Origin of the sequence: Bacillus sp. JAS24-2 (assembly GCF_008274905.1) — a bacterium.
Taxonomy (GTDB): domain Bacteria; phylum Bacillota; class Bacilli; order Bacillales; family Bacillaceae_G; genus Bacillus_A; species Bacillus_A cereus.
In genome coordinates this window covers 188,417-212,132 of the sequence record NZ_CP031068.1, presented here as the reverse complement: position 1 = coordinate 212,132, position 23,716 = coordinate 188,417, and the positions used below count along the sequence as shown (strand labels likewise).

Genomic DNA, 23,716 nt, shown 5'->3' with positions numbered 1-23,716 from the left:
GATGAACATGGTAAAAATGATTTTACACGCTTTAGTCGATGCAAAAGCAGTTAGCCAAGAATTAAACCAACAATAAAAAGGGGTATATGAATATGAAGAAAGCCATTATTATAATTGCAAGCACAGCAATTACTTTATACACAATAAAAAATAGAAAAAAGAAAAATAATGAAAATGTTCTATATTATCCATACACACTATTAGAGAAAAAATAAAAGACAAGGTACCCTATCGTAATGAGGATATCTTGTCTTTTATTTTTTCCATATTGTCTTTAGAGGATTTCCTTCTCCTTTTCCCGAATGTATTAAGCGGGATTTTTACACATATTTTAAAGGGGCATATATACAAATGGATACACAACAACTATATTTTTTAAACGATATCGGTAAACAAAAACCAGAAAGTATTCGGAATAGAAGCGCTGCATGTCCATTTTGCGATAAAGAACATTTAACGGATATTTTAGCAACTGATGGTTCTATTATTTGGTTAAAAAATAAATTTCCTACATTACAAGATACATTTCAAACGGTGCTGATTGAAACGGATAATTGCGAAGATCATATCGCAACATATACAGAAGAACATATGCGAAAATTAATGCAATTTTCTATTCAACATTGGTTACACTTACAGAAGAACGAAGAATTTGCATCTGTAATTTTATACAAAAATCACGGTCCATTTTCAGGTGGAAGTTTGCATCATGCACACATGCAAATTATCGGAATGAAATATGTAGATTATCTTGAAAATATTGAAGAAGAAAATTTTCAAGGGGTAATTGTTCAAAAAAATGAACGCATTGAGCTTAATATTTCAGAGCGTCCCATTATTGGCTTCACTGAATTCAATATAATCATTGATAATATTTCATATATAGATGAAATGGCAAATTACATTCAGCAAACTGTACGTTACATACTGATAGATTTCCATAAAGGATGCAGTAGTTATAACTTATTCTTTTATTACTTAAATGGAAAAATCATTTGTAAAGTTGTACCTAGATTTGTCGTTTCACCATTGTATGTAGGATATAAAATACCGCAAGTTTCTACAAAACTAGAAGAGGTGAAAATACAACTCACGCAGTATTTCACGAAAGAAAAGGATGAAATTATTCATAAAAAAACAGAGTAGGTATAGAAAACCTACTCTTTGCCCCCGCATTAACGAGCAGTAAAACTTCCACCTCAAAATCCGGAAAACGCTAGAATTTAGGTGGAAGATTAACTGCTCGTAAAAGCCCGATTGGTGAAGACTAATAATCAGCGGGGGATGAACAGACTCCCCCACTGATTAAAGTTTCACTTTATTACACCTTTATTTCGATAGTACACATCTTCTAGTCCGATGTTATACTTCATGTTATTATCCGTCCACTCTGGCCCTAAATTCCCTGGCCATCCAGATGTATTCGCTATATATTTCAGTAATGCAAAATCAGTCAAACCTTTTTGCACCCCACGCTTATATCCTTTCATTAAATGCGGCATTGCAATTTGCGCATTTGTACGTGGATCTTTCAGCTCATCATCAGTTAAATGTTCTGGTGCAAGCCCGCCGCCGCGGTGTAGTTGAAACAATCCAAATGAAGTTCCATTATCTCCAACACTTCTTGGATTTAATCGACTTTCATGCTCGGCAATTGCAAGAGGTATCCATTCCGGAAGATTTACTTTCTTCGCTTCCTCTATAATGATTTGTTTCATCTGTTTTGCTTCTTCTGAATCAACATAGCTTGTTCCATTCACTAGCTTATCCATTCCTTCAGACTTTCCTTGGAAATATAAATATACTCCAAGAACAACTAAAAATCCTACAAAGAATTTCTTCACTACCTCTACCTCTTTCTCCGCTGAAATTTGTCCCCTTTCAGCCTTCCCTTTACAATTACCTACATTCTATTACTCTTTTATCATAGCAAATAACTATACGTATTATCATCATGCTTTAGACCGATTTTGTGAAAAAACAGCTGGTAAATACGTGCAAAAATGTAACTTTCATAGACTATAACGCATTTATTGTATATAATTGTAAACTGAACTCTATATATAGAATAGGAGCGTACAAAATGAAAAAATGCCTAACACTCTTGTTCAGCATTTTACTACTCATCCCTACCTACACCTCTGCACAAACATCATCAAAACCAAAAGTACTTGTTTTGTATAGTACACAAGACGATAAAGTTTCAAATAATGTCCAAATCCTTAATACTCAATTAGGACATTTTACAAATGATATAACCGTAAAAAACTTAAAAGAAGCAACTTCAATTAATAACGTATCCTCCTATACACATATTGTTTATATCGGTGAAACAAAAGAAGCGTTTTCTGATGAAACGAAACAATTTCTAGAAAACTTCTCCGGCCCTGTATTAGTATTAGGACAAAATGTTGAACAATTATCTAAGCGTTTTTCTTTCATTACATTAAAGAGTGACGATATACGAGTTAATAAAATTGAATATCCAGAAAAGAAGCTAAAAAATGCCTTAGAAGAGGAACGATTAATTCAATCATTTGATACGAATGGAACTGTGCTTGCTAACGCTTTAAGCTCAAATAACACTAACCCACTAATCGTTCAGCATGAAATATCTTATTATGTTGCAACACCTAACCTCTTTGACTGGATGTCTCATTACGTCGGTGAAATGTTATTTTCTTATTTCAGCCAAAAACCAACGAAAAATAAAGTTGAAGCTTATTTACGTCTTGAGGATGTTCACCCAGCAGCAGATATAAATCAATTAAAAGAAATTGCTGAATTACTAAAAGAGAAAAAGATGCCTTACATGATTACTGTTATTCCGGTATATAAAGATCCAGATACAGGAAAGATAATACATTTAAAAGATAAACCAGAACTAGTTGATCTTTTACGCTCTATGCAAGATGATGGTGCAGCAATTATTATGCATGGTTATACTCACCAATTTTATGACAGTGAAACAGGTGAGGGCTTTGAATTTTGGGATGTCAAAACAGATCAACCAATTCGCCAACCGAAGCATGAAAAACCGAAGACAAAAGATGACTTTCCAAATATAGAGGCATATAACCAATATGTAAAAAAAGGGGAAGAATTCGAGGGAAAATATACGAAAGATCATATTGAAAAAGGAATTCAAGAACTTGTAGATGCTAAACTATATCCTGTTGCCTTTGAAGCACCTCATTACACGATGTCTCAAAAAGGATATGAAATATTATCAAGGTACTTTTCAACTTATGTAGGACAACTACAGTTAAATGATACAACTTGGAAATCCATGCACTCACCATATTATACAAGTACTCCGTCATTTTTACATGGAATGAAACTATTGCCTGAAACAGTCGGATTTATTGAAGAAGATACGCCACAAACTATTGCTAAAATGAAAGAACGTGCTCTATCTGTTTCTAAATTATCCGATGGAGTTATTGGTGCATTCTATCATCCTTACTTAGGTGTGAAACCATTAAAAGAAGTATTAAAGGATCTAGAAAGTATTCCAAATATAGAGTGGATTGATTTACAAAAGGAAAAGAATGAAGTAAAAATGAAAGATATTCATATTACGACGAATAAAGACGGCATTCACGTTGAAAAACCAACCAGTGCGAATGACATAATTGATTATATAAAGCAATATGGCTTCTTCCTTATACTGGGGTTCGTTATCATTGTCTTTCTTTTATTATTAAAACGTGCGAAGAAATTAGAATCCTAATACAAAACCACCAAGCATTCTGCTTGGTGGTTTTTTTAACTTAAACCAAAACGTGGCATGTTATTAATAACCCATTGATTATTTTCATAAATAAATTCAACTTCTACTTTTTCCGTTACATTATCATAGTCATTATACGTTTCTACCTGCGCTTTTATTTTCCCATCCTTTAACTCGGCAGAAATAATTTTTGTAAATTTAGTTGCTGCTTTTGACCCTGGATCTCCAATAGCATAGTGCATTTTTCCATTTAACTCTTTAATATATTTACTCTTCATATACTGTGCTATAAATGATTTTGAGAAGTACGTAGATAGCGTAGTCTCTAAATTATCTTTCTTATTATAAATAGGGTTCACTAATTCCCCGTATGAAAAATCCCCTACTCGTTTTGGGTTTCCTGTTAGTGCAGCCATTTGAACATTAGTCAGTTCCTTCTGTGCATTCCATACTTTCTGTAACATAACGTTATCTGCTAGCTTCTTATCTTTTACTTCATTTGATTTCTTTGTATCCAAATTCATGATAGTTCCATTATCCGTATAGAGATACATATCTCCTGCTACAAAATATAAATAGGATTTAGTTGGTTCAACCGCTTTATTATAAATTACCTTTTCATTTCCACCATTTATTTTCTTCTTATATACTCCATCCTTTTTTAAATAATAAAAAGTATCCCCTTTCACATTCATCTGCAAGGCATCCTTTACCAATAACTTTTCATTATTTTGTTGAACGTCTATTTCATATATGCCATGCTCAGCTTCATTTGTTTCAAAAGGTAACGAAAAGTCGACAACAGCATATAATTTTTCATTATTATACGTAGCACTAGATATTGTTGCATAATTTTCTTTTGACCAAGTTTTATTATCTTTTGTCATTTGTGTTCCACGATTTTTATTCCAATGTAGAATACTATCATCTATCGTTCGAGACCAACCAGAATTTTTAAATGCCGCTTCTTCTTCCTGTCCCGTCTTCAAATTGATTTTTGCGATCCCTACAATATCAAAACCACCATGCTCAGAATATTTTTTCGGATAAAATAAAGTTTGATCTTTTATATAAACATAATTTGTATCCGCTTTTAACGTATCTAACTTTTTATTTGATATATCATACTTCATTAAAGAAGATAATCCCACATTCTTCTCTTCATCCGTATGAATAAAATATAAAGCTTTGTTTTTTATATTTATGTAAGAAGCATTTACACCTTCCACTACACGTTCCGAAGTCTGAAATTGATCTTTCGTACGATAAATGCCTCCTGTATTTTTATCACCATTTACCGCATAGTAAACCCATCCATTACTCTCTGCCATCTTCCCTTTATTAGAACTGTTTCCAACCGAATTCCCGTTTTTCTCAGTTTCTTTCATCTGTTTTTCAACTACTGGATCAATTTGTTCTTCTTTACTTTCTTGCGTTGCGTTGGGATTTATAGCCTTCTTTTCTGCTTCACAACCAAACGCTGCAACTGAAAGTGCACCGATCATCATTGTAATAGCTATTTTTTTATGTGCTTTCCCCATTTTCTCCCCTACTTCCTTCATCAAATTAAACATATCATAAATTATAGAAAAAATTAGAAAAAATATCCATAATAAAAAGAATAAGAGTACCTCTCCTATCCTTTCAAATAAAGCGAAACCTTAATCAGTCCGGGTCTTAATCCCCGGCAAATAGCGGGGTAAAATCGAATGGTATTTTCATATATTGTTTCTGCAACCTGATCAACAGATATGTTTTTTATAACACTAATTTCCTTTAATACATCTCGAATCATTCTCGGGTGCGTCATAACATCGTCTTGAAATTCCCACGGTCCATCTGTTTCTACCATCATATATTCAAGCGGATAATACGAAACAATTTTTCTAATCTTCTCCTTATGTAAAACATCCGGTGTAATCGAAATATAATAACCATTCTTCATCATCCGTTTCATTGTTTCATCACTTCCTTTAAACCAATGGAAATGTGCACGTGAAACTTTATATTTCTCTAGCAAATCACATACAGTGTCAGCATCTTCATAAACTGCGTGTAATATAATTGGCAAATTATACTTACTAGCTAGTTCTATAAATTTTTTCAATACAGCTATGTATGGATCTACAGCAATGCTTTCATCTTCTTTCCTCAAATAATAGGGCAAACCTACTTCACCAATCGCAACAATTTCCTCTGCGTTCTGTTCAATAAGTTTATAAATCTGTTCACACTCTTCTTTATGAATCTGTTGCTCTGGATGAAACCCTATCGCTGGATATATAAAGGGATACTTCTTCGCTAAAGATAACGTTTCCTTACAAGATTGATAATTCATAGATACAGCAATAAGCCCCTTTATTTCATTACTATTTTCCACCTCTTTCAGTAATCTGTTCTTCTCTTCATCCTTATATTGATCAACATGTATATGACTATCAATCCATTTCATCTTTATGCCCCCATAAAAAAAACAAGAAAGGACTTCCTTTCTTGTTTTAGCATCTATATTATTTAACAATTAAGTTTGTTATGATATCAAATAATCCAATACACACTACGGCAACAGTAAAGTAGCTACAGAAATCTTTAATTGGTAACTTCACTACTTCTTCTTTACGCATCCCATTTTTCTCCCTTCTTACTAGATCCCTAATTATTTTTCTATCTGTATCTATTATGCAAAAAATATGACAAATTTACTATCGAATTAACTTACGTAAACCTTACAATGTTGTAAGGTTTAAAAAAGGATCCTCATCTTTATTCAGATGAGGATTATTAAAAATTAGTTGGTTTTTCATTCTTCATTACAAACAGAAAGTAATACATTAAGACTTTCTAGTTACACTATATGAAAATTACTATCTTTTAACTATCGAATTACATTACAGAAGACTTACATGTTTGTAAGTTATGTGTAATGTAATTCGATAGTTTCCCTTACTTATATTTCGTACAATAAAGTTAGAAAGTAAGCCAAATAAGAAGAACACTCAAATAACCAAATTGCATTGCTAGTAGCTACTCTTCTTATACCTTTCACCCGTGCTACTACAATGTACCCCCTTCCCCTTTATATAACAAAAAAGCCTTAGTCCATATAGACTAAGGCTTTTTATTAACCCCAAAATACCCTTACCTAGTATTTTTATTTTCGACAAAAAATAGCTGGGGGTATATTTCACTATCTCATCGTTAAAAGTTTACTCTTCGCATTTATAGGAATATTTGCAACCTCAATCTCTTCAATTGATTCACCGTAACGTCCTTTTGCAAAAACCTTTAATGCTTCATCTCTCTTTAACATATGCTTAACCGTTTTCTTTATTTTCTGCTCTCTACCACGTTCATCGAATGCAATAAATTCATATTCATACCACTCATCACCAATATGCTGACCAATTGTATTCACAACCGTATAGTATTCTTTCGTCTTATAAAATGGATTATATTTATCGATAACCGGTCCAAGTTTCGTAGGCAGTAACATTACTACTATCACTATCATCGCTATTATAGTAGTGATCATTTTTTTCTTCATAATAAACATTCCTCCTCTGCAGGATATATATACATCCATTTTAAAAAGGGGGAATAAAATCTACTATTGAATCTCATTACATTACACTTACATTTTTGTAAGAATTAAAAAAGGTGAACGAATTTACTCGTTCACCTTTTAGCTTGCTTTAAAGCCACCGCCAAGTACATCACGTACATCATGTATAACAACGAAAGCATCTTCATCTACCCGGCTAATAACTTGTTTCAACTTAACAAGCTCTTGTTTATTAATAACAACATATAAAACTTCTTTATTTTTACCAGTATATCCGCCGCGCCCTTCTAATACAGTAACACCGCGTGTCATATTTTTCGTAATAGCTTCACGAATTAAGTCTGGTTGATTCGAAATAATCGTAACAGCCGTTTTTGTGTCCATTCCTTCTACAATGAAATCAATCACCTTCGCTCCAATGAACACAGCTACAAGTGTATACATTGCCTTTTCTTGCCCTATTATAAATACAGAACCAGCAATTACAACAATATCAATAATTAGTACGCCTTTACCTACACTCCAACCTAAATATTGATTTGCTAACCGAGCTAAGATTGCTGATCCTCCCGATGTACCTCCGGCTTTGAACATACAGCCTAATCCAATACCCACAAATAAACCAGCAAATAAAGCCGCTAATAATGTATCACTATTTACATGATACTCAATATGTTCTGTAACGTATAAAAACAAAGATGTTTCTACAATCCCTAAAATTGTATAAATCATTGTTTTCTTATCAAAAAATTTATAACCAATAGCTAGTAAAATTGCATTTATAGCAAAATTCACAATCCCTGGTGACCAATCAAATAAGTAGTACGTAACAACCGTTAAACCAATAATTCCACCTTCCGATAAACGGTTTGGAATTGCAAAGTAATTAATACCAATTGCGAATAATAATGAACCAATTGTAATTAGTGTTATTTCCTTTATACGTTGATTAACCATAGTTCATACCCTCCCCCCATTTGACATTGTATCACTATCTCCTAGAGGTTTAGAAGTGGTTTTTATTCCGCATTTTCCCTCTTAAAAATTGAAATATTATGTTTAAACAGAGGGTTGATTAATTATTCATATTTGCCCTAACTGCACGGACAAATTGCTCCACATTCCCTTTCTGAATATACTTAGCGCGAATGCTTTCATGACTACAAGTAAATTCAAAATACGGATGAAAATCTATGTTATCTATATGCAAATATGAATACTCTTTAAATGTTGAAGAATAGTACGGGAATTTCCCGTAAAAAAGGAGACGTCTAGTAGTGGCAACAAAAACCCCATGTTGATACGATAATATAAAATTATCCTTCTCAAATATCCCTACCACAAAAGCCAGAATCTTTTCATCATCATCTACATACTTTTTCATACTCGATAAAAGTTCATTCATGCATATTCCTCCAAATTCTATTCATTGCATTAACACTTGAAAAGAATCCATGGATTATTACAAACCGGTTTAACTCCTTTATAAAGTATGAAACGCGTTTCCTGTCAAAGATATTTCAAAAAAATAATCCGTTATGCGATTATACACATAACGGATTAAAATTAAACCGTAGAGCGTTCCACAAGTTCGTATGGAATTTCCAGCTTTTCTTGTTCAGAACTCTCGTCATTCACTTTTCTATGCAACATTTCAAAAGCAGTTTTCCCTATCTCCTTTAAATTTTGATCAATAGTTGTCAATTGTAACACTTGCGAGATAGGTTGATTATCAAAGCCAATAATCGCTAAATCCTCAGGAACTTGAATCCCTAATTTTTCAACCTCTGTCATAACCCCAATCGCAACTTCATCACCTGCTACTATTAATGCTTCAGGAAGATCCTGCATCTCTTTTAACTTATGAGCCACTTTTACACCATCTTCTAGTGTAAAACATTCTGTAAAAATCCATTCTTCATTAACCTCTTCGTCTATAGATTGTAATTGCTGTTTATAAACATCAAAACGCTTTTGACTACTCGGCCCTAATTTTCTTCCCGTACAATAACCAATTTTTTTATAACCTTTCTCAATCAAATAATCCATTCCTAATTGAAAGGCCGCTGAATGATTCGTATATACACTTGAGATGTTTGAAATATCATTGTCTTCACAAGCAATTATTGCGCCGTAAGAAGCATACGGTTCTATCGTTTCCCAATCATTTGCACGTGAACAAATAATAAGACCATCCAATTGTTTTGTTTTTAACATATGTAAACTTTTCATTTCTTCTTTTTTATTATAATTCGTTTGGCAAAGTAGCACCCTGTAATTATGCGCTAACGCAGTCTCCATCATTCCGCTCACCATCGCATCAAAACACGGATGATTAATATACGGTAAAATCACACCAACAATATTCGTTTTTCCTTTTGATAAATGAACAGCATTTGCATTTTGCGAGTAATTCAATTTCTCAACTATCTCTATAACCGCTTTCCTTTTTTCTTCACTTACATATGGGTGATCATTCAACACTCTCGAAACAGTCGTAACTGAAACTCCCGCCATCTTTGCAATATCTTTAATATTAGCCATACACTCACCTCTACCTTTAAGTTAATGAATCTCATGAACATATGTCAAATCTTCTTATCATTACACCTTCATTCGTTTCTCTTACAAAAGTGTAATTTTTCTGTAAGCTAATTCGATAGTGAATTTCCGCAACATTTCATACAATTAAGTCAGCGACAAGGTAACAACTATTCGAAAAGGAGCGGATTAATATGATGAACAAAATGAAAACGAACAATTTCTTACATACAATGGGCATGGTATTTTCCGCTCTTATCGACGCAAAAGCTGTTGCTTCTACATTAAACAAGTAAGGAGAATATATTATGAATAACATCACTTTTAACAAATTAGATTTTTTAGGACTAGCTAGTGGCTCGCTTCTTCTTACTGCTTTTATTTACACCGCTACGCTTGTATAACTTTGTGTCCCCTTTCCCCTTTATTATAAATAGTAATAGAAAAGACGACCGTCTATGCCCGGTCGTCTTTTCTTATTTTTGATTTGATTGCAAAGCTTCTTTTAACTCCTCAAACTTCTCATTTAATTGATCTGTCATCATTTTCATAGCGGTTTTTCGATCTATTTGTTCTCCACCCTCAATTTGAATTGGATCTCCAAAAATCAATTGTGCCTTTTTCCCCTTTATTAATTCTTTTACACTTGATGGACCAACATAAGCTGCTGGTACTAACGGAACATTAGAACGCATCGCAATTGTCACAGCACCCGCTTTTAATGAAACATCTTCCGCTGATCTCGTTCCACTTGGAAAAATCCCTACTACCTTTCCTTCTTTTAATAAACGTGATGGAATTTTAAGTGTACTCGGTCCCGGATTCGCGCGATCTACAGGGAATGCATTTACATTTTTAAAGAACCAATTTTTGAATTTCCCTTCAAATAATTCTTTTTTTGCCATGTAATGAATTTGAGTTGGGTACATCCCTGTAGCTAACATTAATACATCCATAAAACTTGTATGTGTACACGCAACAACATACGGACCACCTTCTGGTAGCTTTTCTCTTCCTTGCACTTCTACTTTCCCAGCTGTTTTAAATATATATTTCAACAAAAATGTAATTGGTTTATACATTTATTTCGTTCCTTTCTAAACATCCGAAGTATAATCATATTCTTACAACAATTATAACACTAAGTTTTAGGAGTTGGTAATAAAAATAAGTATGAATTGTTAAATTTCAATTCTTACAAAAGTGTAATTTTCTTGTAAGCTAATTCGATAGTTACTTCTCACTATATTTCATACAATTAAGTCAGAAACAGGGCAACAACTATTCGAAAAGGAGTCGATTGATATGATGAACAATATGAAAACGAACAATTTCTTACATACAATGGGCATGGTATTATCGGCTCTTTTCGATGCAAAAGCTGTTGCTTCTACATTAAACAAGTAAGGAGAACTCATTATGAATAACATCACTTTTAACAAATTAGACTTTTTAGGATTAGCTAGCGGCTCTCTTCTTCTTACTGCTTTTATTTACGCTGCTACGCTTGTATAACTTTGTGTCCCCTTTCCCCTTTATATAGAAAAAGACGACCGTCTATGCCCGGTCGTCTTTTTAATTTTTTCTTTCTTTCAATTCTTTTAAAAGCTGTATCAGCTCAGCTTGTTGTTTTATCTTTTTACGACCATTTCGATTAATTGCTGCAAGCTCACAGGCAACTCCGACGGCGAAGAAAAACAATAAACTTTCTAACATGTGAAATCCTCCATTTGCCTATTAAACAGCTTGACGTAATTGTTCTTCTTGTAAAACTCTATTATTTATATTTTCTTCTTTTCTCTGGCAAACGTTATTGCGAATAAGTGCTGCAATAACAAGTACAGTCCCTATAATATCAAACATTGTGATTTGATACCCTTGCATCATCATAATAGCTAAAGTCGTAATTGGTACAAAATTAATAAATAAAATCCCATTAATGGATGATAAAATTTTCACACCGTAGTTCCAAGCAAGTAGCGCTACAATACCTGGCAATGTCATCATAAATAACAAATCATATTTTACAATAGAAATCGTTCCCATACTAGGAACTGAAACATATCCAAGCCACGTAATAATTACCGTTATAATTCCTGTAACAGTCGTACCGAATACACACGTCAACGTAGAATAACGTAATGTTGACCAATCACTACACGTTTGACCACCCATCGTATAAATAACCCAGCCTATAACACCAATAAATATAAATGCTAATGGGAACATATTATCTTTCAATGTTACAAAGAAACTCATGTCACCTTTTGTAATAACAAACACAGCTCCTACAAAAGCAATAACCATACTCGTTATCATATACTTCTTCGGTTTTATATGCTTATATCCCCATAAAATACAAATAGAAATCATCGGCATAAGTGCTTCCATAATGGAAGCTACCATTACACCCGACTTACCCATCAACATTTGCCCTAAAAATATGAGGACATTATATACTGTAAATGCCATCGTTCCAAAAAAGACGAGTAACTTTCCTCTTCCCTCTAAACGAAATGCCTGTTTTCCTTCTTTCACTAACAACAATACAATCAGCATTATCGCCACTGCTCCATAGCGAATAAGCGAAAAATAAAATGGATCTATGTATTCTAGCGCATGATCAGCAACTGGAAACATCGCTCCCCATGACATACTCGCAATTAAACACGCTAAAGCCCCTATTATCATTTGACCTCTTCTCACCGCAATCCCCCGTTTCTTTCTATTTGCACAAAGAGAATTGTAAAAGAAAAAATATATCACGTAAAATGATTCAAAATGATGTTAACTATCATTTATAATGATAGTTAACATCAAGGGGGATTACAAAATGGAATTACGAGACTTACAAATCTTTAAAAGCGTTGCCGATCAGGGTAGTGTAAGTAGCGCAGCAAAGGAATTAAATTATGTACAATCAAATGTAACTGCACGTATTAAACAACTAGAAAACGAATTAAAAACCCCACTCTTTTACCGCCATAAACGAGGAATGACTTTAACAGCTGAAGGAAGAAAAATGCTCGTTTATGTTAGTAAAATTTTGCAAGATGTCGACGAACTAAAACAAGTATTTTTAGATAGCGAAACACCCTCCGGTATATTGAAAATCGGTACAGTCGAAACAGTAAGTACACTGCCTACCATTTTATCTTCTTACTATAAAAGCTATCCAAATGTCGATTTATCATTACAAGCGGGTCTAACAGAAGAATTAATTAGAGAAGTACTTGATCATCAATTGGATGGCGCCTTTATATCAGGTCCTATTAAACATCCACTAATCGAACAATACGATGTTAGTACAGAGAAATTAATGCTTATAACACAAAATAAAGCCTTTCATATAGAAGAATTTACAACAACGCCTCTACTCGTTTTTAACCAAGGATGTGGATACCGCTCCAAACTAGAACGTTGGCTTAAAGATGAAGGTTTGCTACCAAAAAGAATTATGGAATTCAATATATTAGAGACAATATTAAACAGCGTTGCACTCGGCCTCGGAATTACACTCGTACCACAGTCTGCTGTCCATCATCTTTCTAAAGCAGGTAAGGTACATTGTCATGCAATCCCTGAAAAATACGGCAGTATTTCAACGGTTTTCATACGCCGTAAAGATAGCTATATGACGAATTCAATGCGTAGTTTTTTAAAAACAATTGAAGACCATCATCATATCAATATGCTGTGAAAGACATTCTTACATGAATGTCTTTTTTTCTTACAAAAGTGTAAGTCTTTCGTAAGCTAATTCGATAGTTGCAAGTAGCCATATTTCCTATAATTAAGACATAAGCAGGGCAACAACAATTCGAAAAGGAGCGGATACGCATGATGAACAATATGAAATCAAATAAATTTTTAAATACAATGGGCATGGTGCTATCCGCACTTGTCAATGCAAAAGCTGTTGCAACTACATTAAACAAATAAGGAGAGTTTATAATGAACAACATTACTTTCAACAAATCAGACTTTATCGGACTTGCAAGTGGAGCCACTCTTCTTACGGCTTTCATTTATACACTTGCTCAAGGTCTTGTTTAACACTTTGTTTCCCCAACCCCCTTTATATATAGAAAAAGCTGCTCGTCTTATAGACAAGCAGCTTTTTAGTTTGTTTCATATACAATTTGACCTGTTTTCGTAATATCATATCCGCCAATCGCATTTAATTCATTATGAAATTCTTCCGATTGCAGAATGTCTTTCACAACTTCAATCAACTCTTCATTTTCTTTATTCTTCAAAATTACTAAATCATACTGTTCTTTCATGATTGGAATAAAGTCCACATTTACAATTTGCGAAAACTTTTCTGAACCTACTCCTACATCAGCTTTTCCATTTGCAACTTGCGTGGCAACACCAAGATGATTCGATTCTTCCCATTCATATCCACTAATATCAGCTTTATTTAATTTTTGGATTCGTAATTGTTCATCGACTAACACTCTAATACCAGAACCCTTTTCTCGATTCACAAACTTTATAGTGGACCCGGATATGTCAGCCCATGCCTTTATTCTCTTCGGATTTCCTTTTTGGACATAAAATCCTACATTTCTGGACAATAAATTAATCATAATGCATGGCTGTCCTACTAAAATGCGTTTTACGTAAGGAACATTATATGTACCAGTTTCACCATCAAACAAATGCAAACTAACGATACTTCCTTCTCCTTGATACATTTTCACCAAACTCGTTAAGCTACCTTGATACGCCCTTAAAACATTAGAACTTGGCAAACGATTTTCTATACGTTTAGCTAACATATCTAACGTTAGTTCTTGACCACTAATAATACACGTGTTCAAGATACTACTACCATCGTTTTTTACAGGAGTAACTTGTACCTTTCCTGTTTTCATTTGTTTTATATATTGATCTAAATCTGTTGCATCAATGCGCATCTGTCTACCAACTCTATAAGAAGGAAGTTCTCCTTTTTTAATTAAGTCGTATACAGTTAATTTTGATACTTTTAATCGCTTTGCTACTTCTTCCGTTGTGTAGGAATGATGATCCATAGACGATTCCTCACTTTCTCCTTTCATTGTAACAAAGAAAAGAATATTTCTCCTATTTTTTAAAAATAGATATATGTTCAAATTACATTCAATTATAACTAGTTATATTTAGATATAATTAGTTATAATTAGATGTATCAAAACGAAAGGGGATCTTTTTATGAATAAATTTACATTACGTTCCATCGGGGCACTTATACTTTCTTTCCTTCTTATATTTAGTGCTGCTTGTACAAGTGGGGAAAAGCATACAAAGTCAGCTGCTAAAGAGGATAAAACAGTTGAACTGACTATCTCAGCTGCTGCAAGCTTACAAGATGCATTAAAAGAAATCGAAAAACAATATAAAGAAAAAGAGCCAAATATCAAACTTTCTTTTAACTTCGGTGCTTCTGGAGCACTTCAACAACAAATTGAACAAGGTGCACCTGCTGATTTATTCTTCTCTGCAGCAGAAGATAAATTCCAAACCCTTGTAAAAAAAGGATTCATTAGTGAAAAAGAAGGGAAAAATCTTCTTGGAAATGAACTAGTTCTAGTCATCCCTAAAGATAGTTCACTTACAAAATTTCAAGATTTAAAAGATGAGAAAATCAAAAAAATTGCACTTGGTACACCTGAATCTGTACCTGCTGGCAAATATGCAAAGGCTTCTCTAACACACGAAAACCTTTGGAATGATGTTCAAAATAAAGTCGTATTTACAAAAGATGTTCGCCAAGTGTTAACATATGTAGAAACAGGGAATGTCGATGCTGGCATCGTATACAAAACAGATGCTCTCATTTCGGATAAAGTAAAGATTGGTGAGACAGCAGCAGCTACTTCTCATGAGCCAATCCACTATCCTTTAGGTGTTATAAAGGAATCTAAACATAAGAAAGAGGCGACTTCATTTTATGAGTATTTGCAGTCAAAAGATGCACAATCTATCTTTAAGAAATATGGATTTACAGTTCTGTCGTAATTACTATGAGCATTGATGCTATTTTATCGCCTGTCTTTCTATCTTTAAGAGTAGCTGCGTGCGCCACTATTCTCGTTACAATTTTAGGGACAATTGTCGGGCGAGCACTAGCTCGCTCCTCATGGCGATATAAAGTACTATTAGAAACCATATTTTTATTACCAATGGTACTTCCACCAACTGTTATCGGCTTCTTTCTCATTATCATCTTTGGAAACAACAGCCCGATCGGAAAGTGGGTTGAATCATTATTTCAGCAGTCTATTATGTTCACATCTACTGCTGCGATTATCGCTTCTACAGTTGTTGCATTTCCGCTTATGTACCAATCAGCGAAAACGGGATTTTCTATCGCAAATGTACAAATTGAAGAAAGTGCTCGTGACCTTGGCGCAAGTGAATATCAAGTTTTTCTGCACGTTACACTTCCACTCGCATTTCCTGCCTTACTAAGCGGGATGATTTTGAGCTTTGTCCGCGCGCTCGGTGAGTTTGGTGCTACACTCATGTTTGCCGGGAACATTCCTGGTAAAACACAGACAATCCCAACTGCAATTTACATGGCTATTGATGCAAGTAATATGCAACTCGCCTGGACACTTGTAGTTATTACTATCGGTATGTCACTCGTATTTCTACTATGTATTCAACTTATTAATAAAAGAATCACTAACTCTTAAAGCAGCTTTTGTCGAAGCTGCTTCTTTATTTCTTAGGAAATAAAATATACCAACGGGAAATAACTGAATTTTAACTCTTATTTAAATATACATTTTATTTGAATTCACTTTCTAAAATAGGCAATTTCCTGTTATTATATGGAGGTGTTTCAAAAAATGAAGAAATGAAAACGCATTTATATTGTGAATTCTTCATCCTGTTTTAGCGATCGGTAATCTTCTACTCTATTAGTGGGGCATTACCGATCGTTAGAACGATATGTAACTATATTGGTATAGCAAACCGAAGGGAGTCTTGTAATGGACATTTTATTAGCGCTTCTTCCTGCAATTGCATGGGGAAACATCTTATTAGTAAGCGTAAAAATGGGCGGTGGTGCATATAGCCAAACGGTAGGTATGACAATCGGTGCTCTATTCTTCGCAACAATTATGTATGTATTTACTCAACCAGCTTTAACAATGACAATCTTAATTGTTGGTTTTATTTCAGGTTTATTCTGGGCTTTAGGACAAGTAAACCAATTAAAAACAGTTGAAAAACTAGGTGTTTCAACTACTGTAACGATTTCTACTGGTATGCAACTTGTTGCAACTTCTATCTTTGGGGTTATCGCTTTCCGTGAGTGGACTACTACTACAACGATCATTCTGGGAACGATTGCAATCCTATTAATTGTAGTTGGTGTTGTATTCACATCATTAGATGATAAAGAAAATGCTCAGCCACCTGGACAATTGAAAAAAGGACTTCTTACTTTAATTGTTTCTACTTTCGGCTATCTTGTATATGTAATTATTATTCGTTGGTATAATATTGATGGTTGGTCTGCTATTTTACCACAAGCAGTTGGTATGTTTGTTGGTGCGGTTGTACTGACGTCTAAACATAAACCGTTTAACAAATATGCAATCCGTAATGCTTTGTCTGGTTTACTATGGGGAACTGGAAACTTATTCTTACTTCTTTCATTACCACGTGTTGGAGTAGCAACAAGCTTCCCATTATCTCAAACTGGAATCGTTATCTCAACATTCGGTGCGATTGTATTCTTAGGTGAAAAGAAAACAAAACGTCAATTGATCTTTATTGCACTAGGTAGTGTTTTAATTATCGGCGGCGCTGTATTACTTGGTATGACAAAAGCATAATCTTATATTCTATTAGTAAACCCCTGAAGCATATATGCTTCAGGGGTTTTTCAATTCTAATTATTTTCTAGATATAATTATTTGTATGTTCTTGCCCCTTATAATTGCTCTTCCACTCTAGCAAACCAGCTACACATATAAAGAGATTAATAACAGTTAATATTAGCATGAATTTCCGCCTTCTCATTATCCATTCCATCTACGGTAAGTCTTTTCTTTTTACAACATTCTCTTAAAGATGATATCGTTTTTATAACATATCTCTACTAGAAAGGAATAAAGAATATGCTAACTAAACATCGAATTTTATTTATTGGTGCCGGTCGTATGGCAGAAGCTATATTTTCCGGATTACTTAAAACAAGCAAAGAGTACATCGAAGAAATTATCGTCTCTAATCGAAGCAACGTAGAAAAGCTAAAACAGTTACAACATCGATATAATGTGTCTACTGCAACAGATTGGAAACAGCATGTTACATCTGTTGATACGGTTGTTTTAGCAATGCCACCTTCTGCTCATGAAGAGTTATTAGCTGAGCTATCTCCGTTAATATCAAATCAACTAGTCGTAACAGTCGCAGCTGGCATTGGACCATCTTATTTAGAAGCTAGACTCCCAAAGGGCACGCCTGTTGCTTGGATTATGCCTAATACAGCTGCTGAAATTGGAAAATCTATCTCCTTATATACAATGGGACAATCAGTAAATGAGATGCATCAAGAAACCCTGCAACTGCTTTTAAAAGGTATTGGTACTTCGCAACTTTGTACTGAGGAAGAAGTTCATCAGCTTACTGCAGTTACTGGAAGTGCACCAGCCTTCCTTTATTACTTTGCTGAAAGCTTAATTGAAACAACAAAAAGTTATGGAGTCGATGAAGAAACCGCAAAACATCTTGTCATTCAAATGATTTCTGGCTCTGCTTCTATGCTCGAACAAACGCAAAATCCAGCTAACCTCCGCGAACAAGTAACAACGCCAGGTGGTTCCACAGCTGAGGGTCTCAAAACTTTATACGAATATAATTTTTCAGAGGCAATTCAAAAAGCAGTAGAAGCAACAAACAAAAAAGCTAGGGGGAAATAATATGATTTTAACAAGTTTAAAAGACTATACAACATTACATAACGGTGTAAAAATGCCTTGGTTTGGTTTAGGTGTTTTTAAAGTAGAAGATGGTTCAGAAGTAATTGATTCTGTAAAAGCAGCAATTAAAAATGGCTACCTCAGCATCGATACTGCAGCAATCTATCAAAATGAAGAAGGCGTTGGACAAGCGATTCGTGAATCCGGTGTTTCACGCGAAGAATTATTTATTACCTCAAAAGTATGGAATAGCGATCAAGGATATGAAACAACACTTCAAGCATTTGGAACTACATTAGAGAAATTAGGTCTAGAATATTTAGATTTATATTTAGTACATTGGCCTGTAAAAGGGAAATATACCGAATCATGGAAAGCATTAGAAAAACTTTATAAAGATGGCCGTGTTCGCGCTATCGGTGTGAGTAATTTCCACATTCACCACTTACAAGACGTATTTGAAATTGCTGAAATTAAGCCAATGGTCAACCAAGTGGAATACCACCCACGTTTAGCACAAGAAGAGTTACATGCATTCTGTAAAGAACATAATATTCAGCTTGAAGCTTGGTCACCATTAATGCAAGGACAACTACTAGATAATCCAACGTTACAAGAAATTGCGACAAAATATAATAAATCAACTGCGCAAATTATTTTACGCTGGGATTTACAAAACGAAGTTGTAACAATTCCCAAATCAATTAAAGAACATCGCATTATTGAAAATGCAAACATCTTCGACTTTGAATTAAGTGCTGATGATATGAAAGCAATTCAAGCTTTAAATGAAGATCGTCGCGTTGGTCCAGATCCAGATAACTTTAACTTCTAGTAGAAAAACCACTGCCCTATGCAGTGGTTTTTTCGTTTAATAAAACTGAAAATTTAAACTATATTTCATTTAGTTGACACTTCATTATTCAAGGTGTAAGATTTTGAATTATCAAAGAAACACAAAAATTAATAAAATTTATTCGTTTACTCATTGTATCAAGAGAGGTGGAGGGACTGGCCCTTTGAAACCTCGGCAACAGGTTCATTTTGAATACTGTGCCACTTCCTGCAAGCTTTATGCTTGAAAGATAGAATGAGGGACTTCGTTTATATACGGGTGCATAACTTGTACGTAAAAATCCCTCTTTCTCAATATGAAAAGAGGGATTTTTTATTTTTCATTTCCCTCATCATCATCCAAACTTAATTATTTAGGAGGAAAATCAAATGAAAAAGAAGTTTGTACCCGGTATTGCATCAGTTGTAGGAGTAAGTATTTTATTAACTGGTTGCGGTAGTTATAAAAACGAAGCAAGCGGAGCAAATGCAAAAGACGAGGCACCTAGTAAACAGGTTTTAAACTTATCTTCACCTACTGAAATACGAACAATGGATACGGCTCGTGCTACAGATACTGATTCTGGTCAAGTAATGAGAAACGTATTTGAAGGTTTGTATAATCTTGGTGAAGGTAACAAACCTGTTCCTGGTGTTGCAAAATCTCATGAAGTAAGTGGCGATAAAACGAAATACACATTCCATTTGCGAGATTCAAAATGGTCAAACGGCACTCCTGTTACAGCTAAAGATTTTGTGTTCGCTTGGCAAAGAGCCGTAGATCCAGCAACAGCCTCTGAATATGCATTTCTATTCTTTGATATTAAAAACGCAACAAAAATTAACAACAAAGAACTTCCAGCCGACCAACTTGGTGTAAAAGCAGTTGATGACCATACGTTTGAGGTAGAATTGGAGCGTCCTATTCCGTATTTTATTAGCTTAACAGCGTTCCCAACATTTCTACCAATTAACGAGGAATTCTTTAAAGCACAAGGTGATAAGTACGCTTTAGAAGATAATACAATCTTGTACAACGGAGCTTTTACACTAAGCGATTGGAAGCACGAACAAAGCTTTAAATTCAAGAAAAACCCTACCTATTGGGATAAAGATACTGTCAAACTAGAAGAAATCAATTTTAACGTCGTAAAAGAAAAATCAACAGAAGTAAATTTATTCGAGTCAAAACAATTAGATCGTATAAAACTAACATCTGACTTCGTCGATAAATATAAAAAGGATGCTAACTTTAAAGAACGTCCAAACGTAGGCGTACAATTTTTACGTATGAATCAACAAAACAAAGTGCTTCAAAACGTTTCTGCACGCCAAGCAATTGATCAAACAATTGATAGAAAATCCTTTGTAAATACGTTATTAAATGATGGATCTAAACCAACATTTGGTCTCGTTCCAAAAAACTTTGCAAAAGGACCTGAAGGAAAAGACTTCCGTACTGCAAATGGCGATTTAACAAAAGTTGATACAAAATCTGCACAAGAGTTATGGAAAAAAGCTAAACAAGAGCTTGGTTCTGAAAAGATAACATTAGAATTATTAACGAGTGATGCTGACCTTGATAAGAAAACTGGTGAATTCTTAAAAGGACAACTAGAAAAGAATCTAGATGGATTAACAGTAAATATAAAACCGCAACCGCGTAAGCAACAAGTTTCACTTTTATTAAAAGGTGACTACGAAATCGGAATTGATGGCTGGAGCCCTGACTTTGCGGATCCAATTACATTCCTTGAGCTATTTACAACGAATAACCCTTATAACTTAGATCATTACTCTAATAAGGAATTCGATGAAACAATAGCAAAAGTGAAAACAACTTTAGCTGGTGATGAAAAAGCTCGCTGGGAAGCATTACTAGCATCCGAGAAAATATTATTTAAAGACTCTGTTATCGCTCCTCTTTACCAAAAAGGCGAATCTTATTTAGAACGTTCTTATGTGAAAGGAATTGTGCAAGTAGACTTTGCAGGGCAATTAAACTTCAAGTGGGCAAAAATTGAAAAATAAAGTGAAACTTTAATAAGTGGGGGTTTCTTCATCCCCACTTATTATTAGCCCACACCAATTGTTTTTTTAGCAAAATATATTAAAAATAGGTTCTCTCACACATGAGAATCCGCTTTTTCAATATATTATTCTAAGAAATTAACAATCTATTTTTATTATTGACATATAGTTCTTTCTAGTGTTAATATTCTAAATAATCAAAGAAACGAAATATTTCACCATCAAAATATAATGTCTACTACGTTGAAACATATAACGATAGATTATAGATCAACATGTATATACATATAGAACACCTGATTACCTATAAACAAATATTTATAATAGGTTTTATCTCCTTCTATAACTACTTCAAGACATGGACATTATGACGTTACGAACAACACATTTAGGGAGGAACGAACAATGAAGAAAAAAGTTATACCTGTTGTTGCATCTGTTTTAGGGGCAAGTCTATTACTAACTGCTTGCGGGGGAAATAAAGATAATGCAAGCGGAGCGAAAGCAAACGATAAAGCACCTGATAAACAGGCAATTAACTTATCATTCGCTTCAGAAATTCCAACAATGGATGTTGCAAAAGCAACGGATGGGGAATCCATGAACGTAATGCGCAATGTTTTTGAAGGGTTATATGCAATGGGAGAAGATAATAAACCGGTTCCTGGTGTCGCTGAGTCGGTTGACATTAGTCCCGATAAAACAAAATATACATTCCATCTGCGTGATTCAAAATGGTCAAACGGTACTCCTGTTACAGCAAAGGACTTTGCCTTCGCTTGGCAACGTGCCGTAAATCCTGATACAGCAGCTGAATACGCATTCTTATTCTTCGATATAAAGAATGCGAAACAAATAAACCAAAAACAATTGCCAATTGATCAACTAGGGGTCAAAGCTGTTGATGACAAAACGTTAGAAGTACAACTAGACCGTCCTGTTCCCTACTTCTTAAGCTTAACGACATTCTCAACATTCTTACCAATTAATGAAGAGTACTTAAAGTCTCAAGGCGATAAATATGGTTTAGAAACAACTCATTTAATTTACAACGGTGCTTTCACATTAGAGAACTGGAAACATGAACAAAGCTTCCAATTGAAGAAAAACCTTAACTATTGGGATGCTAAAACTGTAAAACTAGAAGAAATCAACTTCAATGTCGTTAAAGATAAGTCTACAGAAGTGAACTTATATGATTCAGGACAAATTGATCGTGTTGCTTTAACTGCAGAGTTTGTTGATAAATATAAGAGCGATCCAAACTTCAAAGAACGCGCTGAAGTCGGCATTCAATTCTTACGACTAAATCAGAAAAATGAAACATTAAAAAATCAACATGCACGCCTTGCTATTAACGGCGCAATGAATAAAAAAGCTTACGTAGAAACAATCTTAAATAACGGCGCGGTTCCAGCTGAAGGAATGGTTCCTGCGAAATTCGCAAAGAGCCCAGAAGGCAACGACTTCCGTAAAGAAAATGGAAATCTAGTCAAGGATGATGTGAAAACAGCGAAAGAAAACTGGAAAAAAGCAAAACAAGAACTTGGTACTGACAAAGTAACAATCGAACTATTAACAAGTGACAATGCTTTAGCTAAAAAGACTGGTGAATATTTAAAAGGTGAATTAGAAAAGAACTTAGACGGATTAACAGTGAACTTAAAACCACAACCACGTAAACAACAGCTAAAACTACTATTAAGTGGTGACTATGAAATTGGTATTGACGGCTGGGGCCCTGACTTCGCTGATCCAATTACATTCTTAGATCTATTTACAACAGATAGTGCTTATAACTTCGATAAATACTCTAACAAAGAGTACGATGAGCTAATTCATAAAGTGAAAACAGATTTAGCTGGCGATGAAAAAGCACGCTTTGAAGCAATGAAGCAAGCTGAAAAAATTCTATTACAAGACGGCGCTGTCGCTCCTTTATACCAACAAGGTCGTTCTTACTTACAACGCTCTTTCATTAAAGGACTTGTAACAACTGACTTCGGTGGTGAATTTAACTACAAGTGGACAGAAGTTGCAAAGTAACAAAAGTAAAAGGTATCCCACGAAGGATACCTTTTTACT

25 protein-coding genes and 1 riboswitch are annotated in these 23,716 nt (G+C 34.3%); of the genes, 14 read left to right on the top strand and 11 right to left on the bottom strand.

Translation table 11 applies throughout. The annotated features are described in order from the left end of the window. Positions 1-86: 86 nt before the first annotated feature. Positions 87-215: a hypothetical protein gene (locus tag DN407_RS01230; protein WP_001998915.1), complete on the top strand. Its 129-nt coding sequence runs from the start codon at positions 87-89 to the stop codon at positions 213-215. Between the two features lie 136 nt (positions 216-351). Beyond that, positions 352-1,146: a DUF4931 domain-containing protein gene (locus DN407_RS01225; RefSeq protein ID WP_002004289.1), complete on the top strand. Its 795-nt coding sequence runs from the start codon at positions 352-354 to the stop codon at positions 1,144-1,146. 167 nt (positions 1,147-1,313) lie between these two features. On the opposite strand, the gene DN407_RS01220 is transcribed toward DN407_RS01225, so the two are convergent. Continuing rightward, the gene (locus DN407_RS01220) at positions 1,314-1,844 is read right to left on the bottom strand and encodes a transglycosylase SLT domain-containing protein (protein WP_000713248.1); all 531 of its coding nucleotides are present in this window, start codon (positions 1,842-1,844) and stop codon (positions 1,314-1,316) included. 239 nt (positions 1,845-2,083) lie between these two features. On the opposite strand from DN407_RS01220, the gene DN407_RS01215 reads away from it, so the two are divergent. Then, a complete protein-coding gene (locus tag DN407_RS01215) occupies positions 2,084-3,733 on the top strand; it encodes a DUF2334 domain-containing protein (protein ID WP_098594962.1) in 1,650 nt (549 codons plus the stop codon). Positions 3,734-3,768: 35 nt separating this feature from the next. Here the strand turns inward: DN407_RS01215 and DN407_RS01210 are convergent, their stop codons facing one another. The 6 genes from DN407_RS01210 to DN407_RS01185 all read right to left on the bottom strand — a co-directional run bounded on the left by DN407_RS01210 (position 3,769) and on the right by DN407_RS01185 (position 9,839). After that, positions 3,769-5,274 (bottom strand): DL-endopeptidase inhibitor IseA family protein, encoded by a 1,506-nt coding sequence (locus DN407_RS01210; RefSeq protein ID WP_149215943.1) that lies wholly within the window; start codon positions 5,272-5,274, stop codon positions 3,769-3,771. Positions 5,275-5,369: 95 nt separating this feature from the next. Next, a complete protein-coding gene (locus DN407_RS01205; protein ID WP_149215942.1) occupies positions 5,370-6,185 on the bottom strand; it encodes a TatD family hydrolase in 816 nt (271 codons plus the stop codon). Positions 6,186-6,920: 735 nt separating this feature from the next. Continuing rightward, positions 6,921-7,277 carry a YxeA family protein gene (locus DN407_RS01200; protein ID WP_000728422.1) on the bottom strand — a complete coding sequence of 119 codons (357 nt, stop codon included), beginning with the start codon at positions 7,275-7,277 and terminating at the stop codon, positions 6,921-6,923. A 138-nt stretch (positions 7,278-7,415) separates the two neighbouring features. Further along, entirely contained in the window at positions 7,416-8,252 is an 837-nt protein-coding gene (locus DN407_RS01195; RefSeq protein WP_000248040.1) for a YitT family protein, read from the bottom strand. 118 nt (positions 8,253-8,370) lie between these two features. After that, on the bottom strand, positions 8,371-8,700 hold the full coding sequence (locus tag DN407_RS01190) for a PH domain-containing protein (protein WP_001004241.1): 330 nt from the start codon (positions 8,698-8,700) through the stop codon (positions 8,371-8,373). 161 nt (positions 8,701-8,861) lie between these two features. After that, positions 8,862-9,839 (bottom strand): LacI family DNA-binding transcriptional regulator, encoded by a 978-nt coding sequence (locus DN407_RS01185; protein WP_001273903.1) that lies wholly within the window; start codon positions 9,837-9,839, stop codon positions 8,862-8,864. Positions 9,840-10,144: 305 nt separating this feature from the next. On the opposite strand from DN407_RS01185, the gene DN407_RS01180 reads away from it, so the two are divergent. Beyond that, complete coding sequence (locus tag DN407_RS01180; RefSeq protein WP_001060008.1) at positions 10,145-10,240, top strand: DUF3948 family protein; 96 nt, start codon at positions 10,145-10,147, stop codon at positions 10,238-10,240. Between the two features lie 72 nt (positions 10,241-10,312). Here DN407_RS01180 and DN407_RS01175 read toward each other — a convergent pair whose 3' ends face one another. Further along, positions 10,313-10,918, bottom strand: a complete 606-nt coding sequence (locus DN407_RS01175; RefSeq protein ID WP_000277779.1) for a lysophospholipid acyltransferase family protein — start codon at positions 10,916-10,918, stop codon at positions 10,313-10,315. A 337-nt stretch (positions 10,919-11,255) separates the two neighbouring features. Here DN407_RS01175 and DN407_RS01170 point away from each other — a divergent pair, with 337 nt between their 5' ends. Continuing rightward, positions 11,256-11,351: a DUF3948 family protein gene (locus DN407_RS01170; RefSeq protein WP_001060007.1), complete on the top strand. Its 96-nt coding sequence runs from the start codon at positions 11,256-11,258 to the stop codon at positions 11,349-11,351. A 60-nt stretch (positions 11,352-11,411) separates the two neighbouring features. On the opposite strand, the gene DN407_RS01165 is transcribed toward DN407_RS01170, so the two are convergent. Together DN407_RS01165 and DN407_RS01160 are read right to left on the bottom strand one after the other, a co-directional pair. Beyond that, positions 11,412-11,552: a YrzO family protein gene (locus DN407_RS01165; protein WP_000894065.1), complete on the bottom strand. Its 141-nt coding sequence runs from the start codon at positions 11,550-11,552 to the stop codon at positions 11,412-11,414. Positions 11,553-11,573: 21 nt separating this feature from the next. Further along, positions 11,574-12,542 (bottom strand): DMT family transporter, encoded by a 969-nt coding sequence (locus tag DN407_RS01160; protein WP_149215941.1) that lies wholly within the window; start codon positions 12,540-12,542, stop codon positions 11,574-11,576. Between the two features lie 127 nt (positions 12,543-12,669). Between DN407_RS01160 and DN407_RS01155 the strand changes: the two genes are divergently transcribed. Further along, positions 12,670-13,536 carry a LysR family transcriptional regulator gene (locus DN407_RS01155; protein WP_000423031.1) on the top strand — a complete coding sequence of 289 codons (867 nt, stop codon included), beginning with the start codon at positions 12,670-12,672 and terminating at the stop codon, positions 13,534-13,536. A 254-nt stretch (positions 13,537-13,790) separates the two neighbouring features. Further along, positions 13,791-13,892 carry a DUF3948 family protein gene (locus DN407_RS01150; RefSeq protein ID WP_001060018.1) on the top strand — a complete coding sequence of 34 codons (102 nt, stop codon included), beginning with the start codon at positions 13,791-13,793 and terminating at the stop codon, positions 13,890-13,892. A 65-nt stretch (positions 13,893-13,957) separates the two neighbouring features. Here the strand turns inward: DN407_RS01150 and DN407_RS01145 are convergent, their stop codons facing one another. Next, positions 13,958-14,878, bottom strand: coding sequence for a substrate-binding domain-containing protein (locus tag DN407_RS01145; RefSeq protein WP_149215940.1), 921 nt, complete (start codon positions 14,876-14,878; stop codon positions 13,958-13,960). A gap of 160 nt (positions 14,879-15,038) precedes the next feature. On the opposite strand from DN407_RS01145, the gene modA reads away from it, so the two are divergent. From modA to DN407_RS01110, 7 genes are all read left to right on the top strand, one after another. Then, on the top strand, positions 15,039-15,845 hold the full coding sequence (modA, locus tag DN407_RS01140) for a molybdate ABC transporter substrate-binding protein (protein WP_001032229.1): 807 nt from the start codon (positions 15,039-15,041) through the stop codon (positions 15,843-15,845). Positions 15,846-15,850: 5 nt separating this feature from the next. Further along, a complete protein-coding gene (modB, locus tag DN407_RS01135; RefSeq protein WP_000020526.1) occupies positions 15,851-16,525 on the top strand; it encodes a molybdate ABC transporter permease subunit in 675 nt (224 codons plus the stop codon). A gap of 300 nt (positions 16,526-16,825) precedes the next feature. After that, a complete protein-coding gene (locus DN407_RS01130) occupies positions 16,826-17,677 on the top strand; it encodes a GRP family sugar transporter (RefSeq protein WP_000353544.1) in 852 nt (283 codons plus the stop codon). A gap of 285 nt (positions 17,678-17,962) precedes the next feature. Next, complete coding sequence (proC, locus tag DN407_RS01125; protein WP_000956278.1) at positions 17,963-18,766, top strand: pyrroline-5-carboxylate reductase; 804 nt, start codon at positions 17,963-17,965, stop codon at positions 18,764-18,766. A gap of 1 nt (position 18,767) precedes the next feature. Then, the gene (locus DN407_RS01120) at positions 18,768-19,601 is read left to right on the top strand and encodes an aldo/keto reductase (protein ID WP_149215939.1); all 834 of its coding nucleotides are present in this window, start codon (positions 18,768-18,770) and stop codon (positions 19,599-19,601) included. A gap of 152 nt (positions 19,602-19,753) precedes the next feature. Continuing rightward, positions 19,754-19,858: riboswitch (SAM riboswitch) on the top strand. A gap of 132 nt (positions 19,859-19,990) precedes the next feature. Then, on the top strand, positions 19,991-21,631 hold the full coding sequence (locus DN407_RS01115; RefSeq protein WP_016111292.1) for a peptide ABC transporter substrate-binding protein: 1,641 nt from the start codon (positions 19,991-19,993) through the stop codon (positions 21,629-21,631). Positions 21,632-22,036: 405 nt separating this feature from the next. Continuing rightward, positions 22,037-23,677: a peptide ABC transporter substrate-binding protein gene (locus DN407_RS01110; RefSeq protein ID WP_000730943.1), complete on the top strand. Its 1,641-nt coding sequence runs from the start codon at positions 22,037-22,039 to the stop codon at positions 23,675-23,677. Positions 23,678-23,716 lie beyond the last annotated feature (39 nt).

Coding starts and splice junctions, on each gene's coding strand:
- DN407_RS01230 (WP_001998915.1), top strand. CDS start 87: ATGAATATGAAGAAAGCCATTATTATAATTGCAAGCACAGCAATTACT.
- DN407_RS01225 (WP_002004289.1), top strand. CDS start 352: ATGGATACACAACAACTATATTTTTTAAACGATATCGGTAAACAAAAA.
- DN407_RS01215 (WP_098594962.1), top strand. CDS start 2,084: ATGAAAAAATGCCTAACACTCTTGTTCAGCATTTTACTACTCATCCCT.
- DN407_RS01210 (WP_149215943.1), bottom strand. CDS start 5,274: ATGGGGAAAGCACATAAAAAAATAGCTATTACAATGATGATCGGTGCA.
- DN407_RS01205 (WP_149215942.1), bottom strand. CDS start 6,185: ATGAAATGGATTGATAGTCATATACATGTTGATCAATATAAGGATGAA.
- DN407_RS01200 (WP_000728422.1), bottom strand. CDS start 7,277: ATGAAGAAAAAAATGATCACTACTATAATAGCGATGATAGTGATAGTA.
- DN407_RS01195 (WP_000248040.1), bottom strand. CDS start 8,252: ATGGTTAATCAACGTATAAAGGAAATAACACTAATTACAATTGGTTCA.
- DN407_RS01190 (WP_001004241.1), bottom strand. CDS start 8,700: ATGAATGAACTTTTATCGAGTATGAAAAAGTATGTAGATGATGATGAA.
- DN407_RS01185 (WP_001273903.1), bottom strand. CDS start 9,839: ATGGCTAATATTAAAGATATTGCAAAGATGGCGGGAGTTTCAGTTACG.
- DN407_RS01180 (WP_001060008.1), top strand. CDS start 10,145: ATGAATAACATCACTTTTAACAAATTAGATTTTTTAGGACTAGCTAGT.
- DN407_RS01175 (WP_000277779.1), bottom strand. CDS start 10,918: ATGTATAAACCAATTACATTTTTGTTGAAATATATATTTAAAACAGCT.
- DN407_RS01170 (WP_001060007.1), top strand. CDS start 11,256: ATGAATAACATCACTTTTAACAAATTAGACTTTTTAGGATTAGCTAGC.
- DN407_RS01165 (WP_000894065.1), bottom strand. CDS start 11,552: ATGTTAGAAAGTTTATTGTTTTTCTTCGCCGTCGGAGTTGCCTGTGAG.
- DN407_RS01155 (WP_000423031.1), top strand. CDS start 12,670: ATGGAATTACGAGACTTACAAATCTTTAAAAGCGTTGCCGATCAGGGT.
- DN407_RS01150 (WP_001060018.1), top strand. CDS start 13,791: ATGAACAACATTACTTTCAACAAATCAGACTTTATCGGACTTGCAAGT.
- DN407_RS01145 (WP_149215940.1), bottom strand. CDS start 14,878: ATGGATCATCATTCCTACACAACGGAAGAAGTAGCAAAGCGATTAAAA.
- modA (WP_001032229.1), top strand. CDS start 15,039: ATGAATAAATTTACATTACGTTCCATCGGGGCACTTATACTTTCTTTC.
- modB (WP_000020526.1), top strand. CDS start 15,851: ATGAGCATTGATGCTATTTTATCGCCTGTCTTTCTATCTTTAAGAGTA.
- DN407_RS01130 (WP_000353544.1), top strand. CDS start 16,826: ATGGACATTTTATTAGCGCTTCTTCCTGCAATTGCATGGGGAAACATC.
- proC (WP_000956278.1), top strand. CDS start 17,963: ATGCTAACTAAACATCGAATTTTATTTATTGGTGCCGGTCGTATGGCA.
- DN407_RS01120 (WP_149215939.1), top strand. CDS start 18,768: ATGATTTTAACAAGTTTAAAAGACTATACAACATTACATAACGGTGTA.
- DN407_RS01115 (WP_016111292.1), top strand. CDS start 19,991: ATGAAAAAGAAGTTTGTACCCGGTATTGCATCAGTTGTAGGAGTAAGT.
- DN407_RS01110 (WP_000730943.1), top strand. CDS start 22,037: ATGAAGAAAAAAGTTATACCTGTTGTTGCATCTGTTTTAGGGGCAAGT.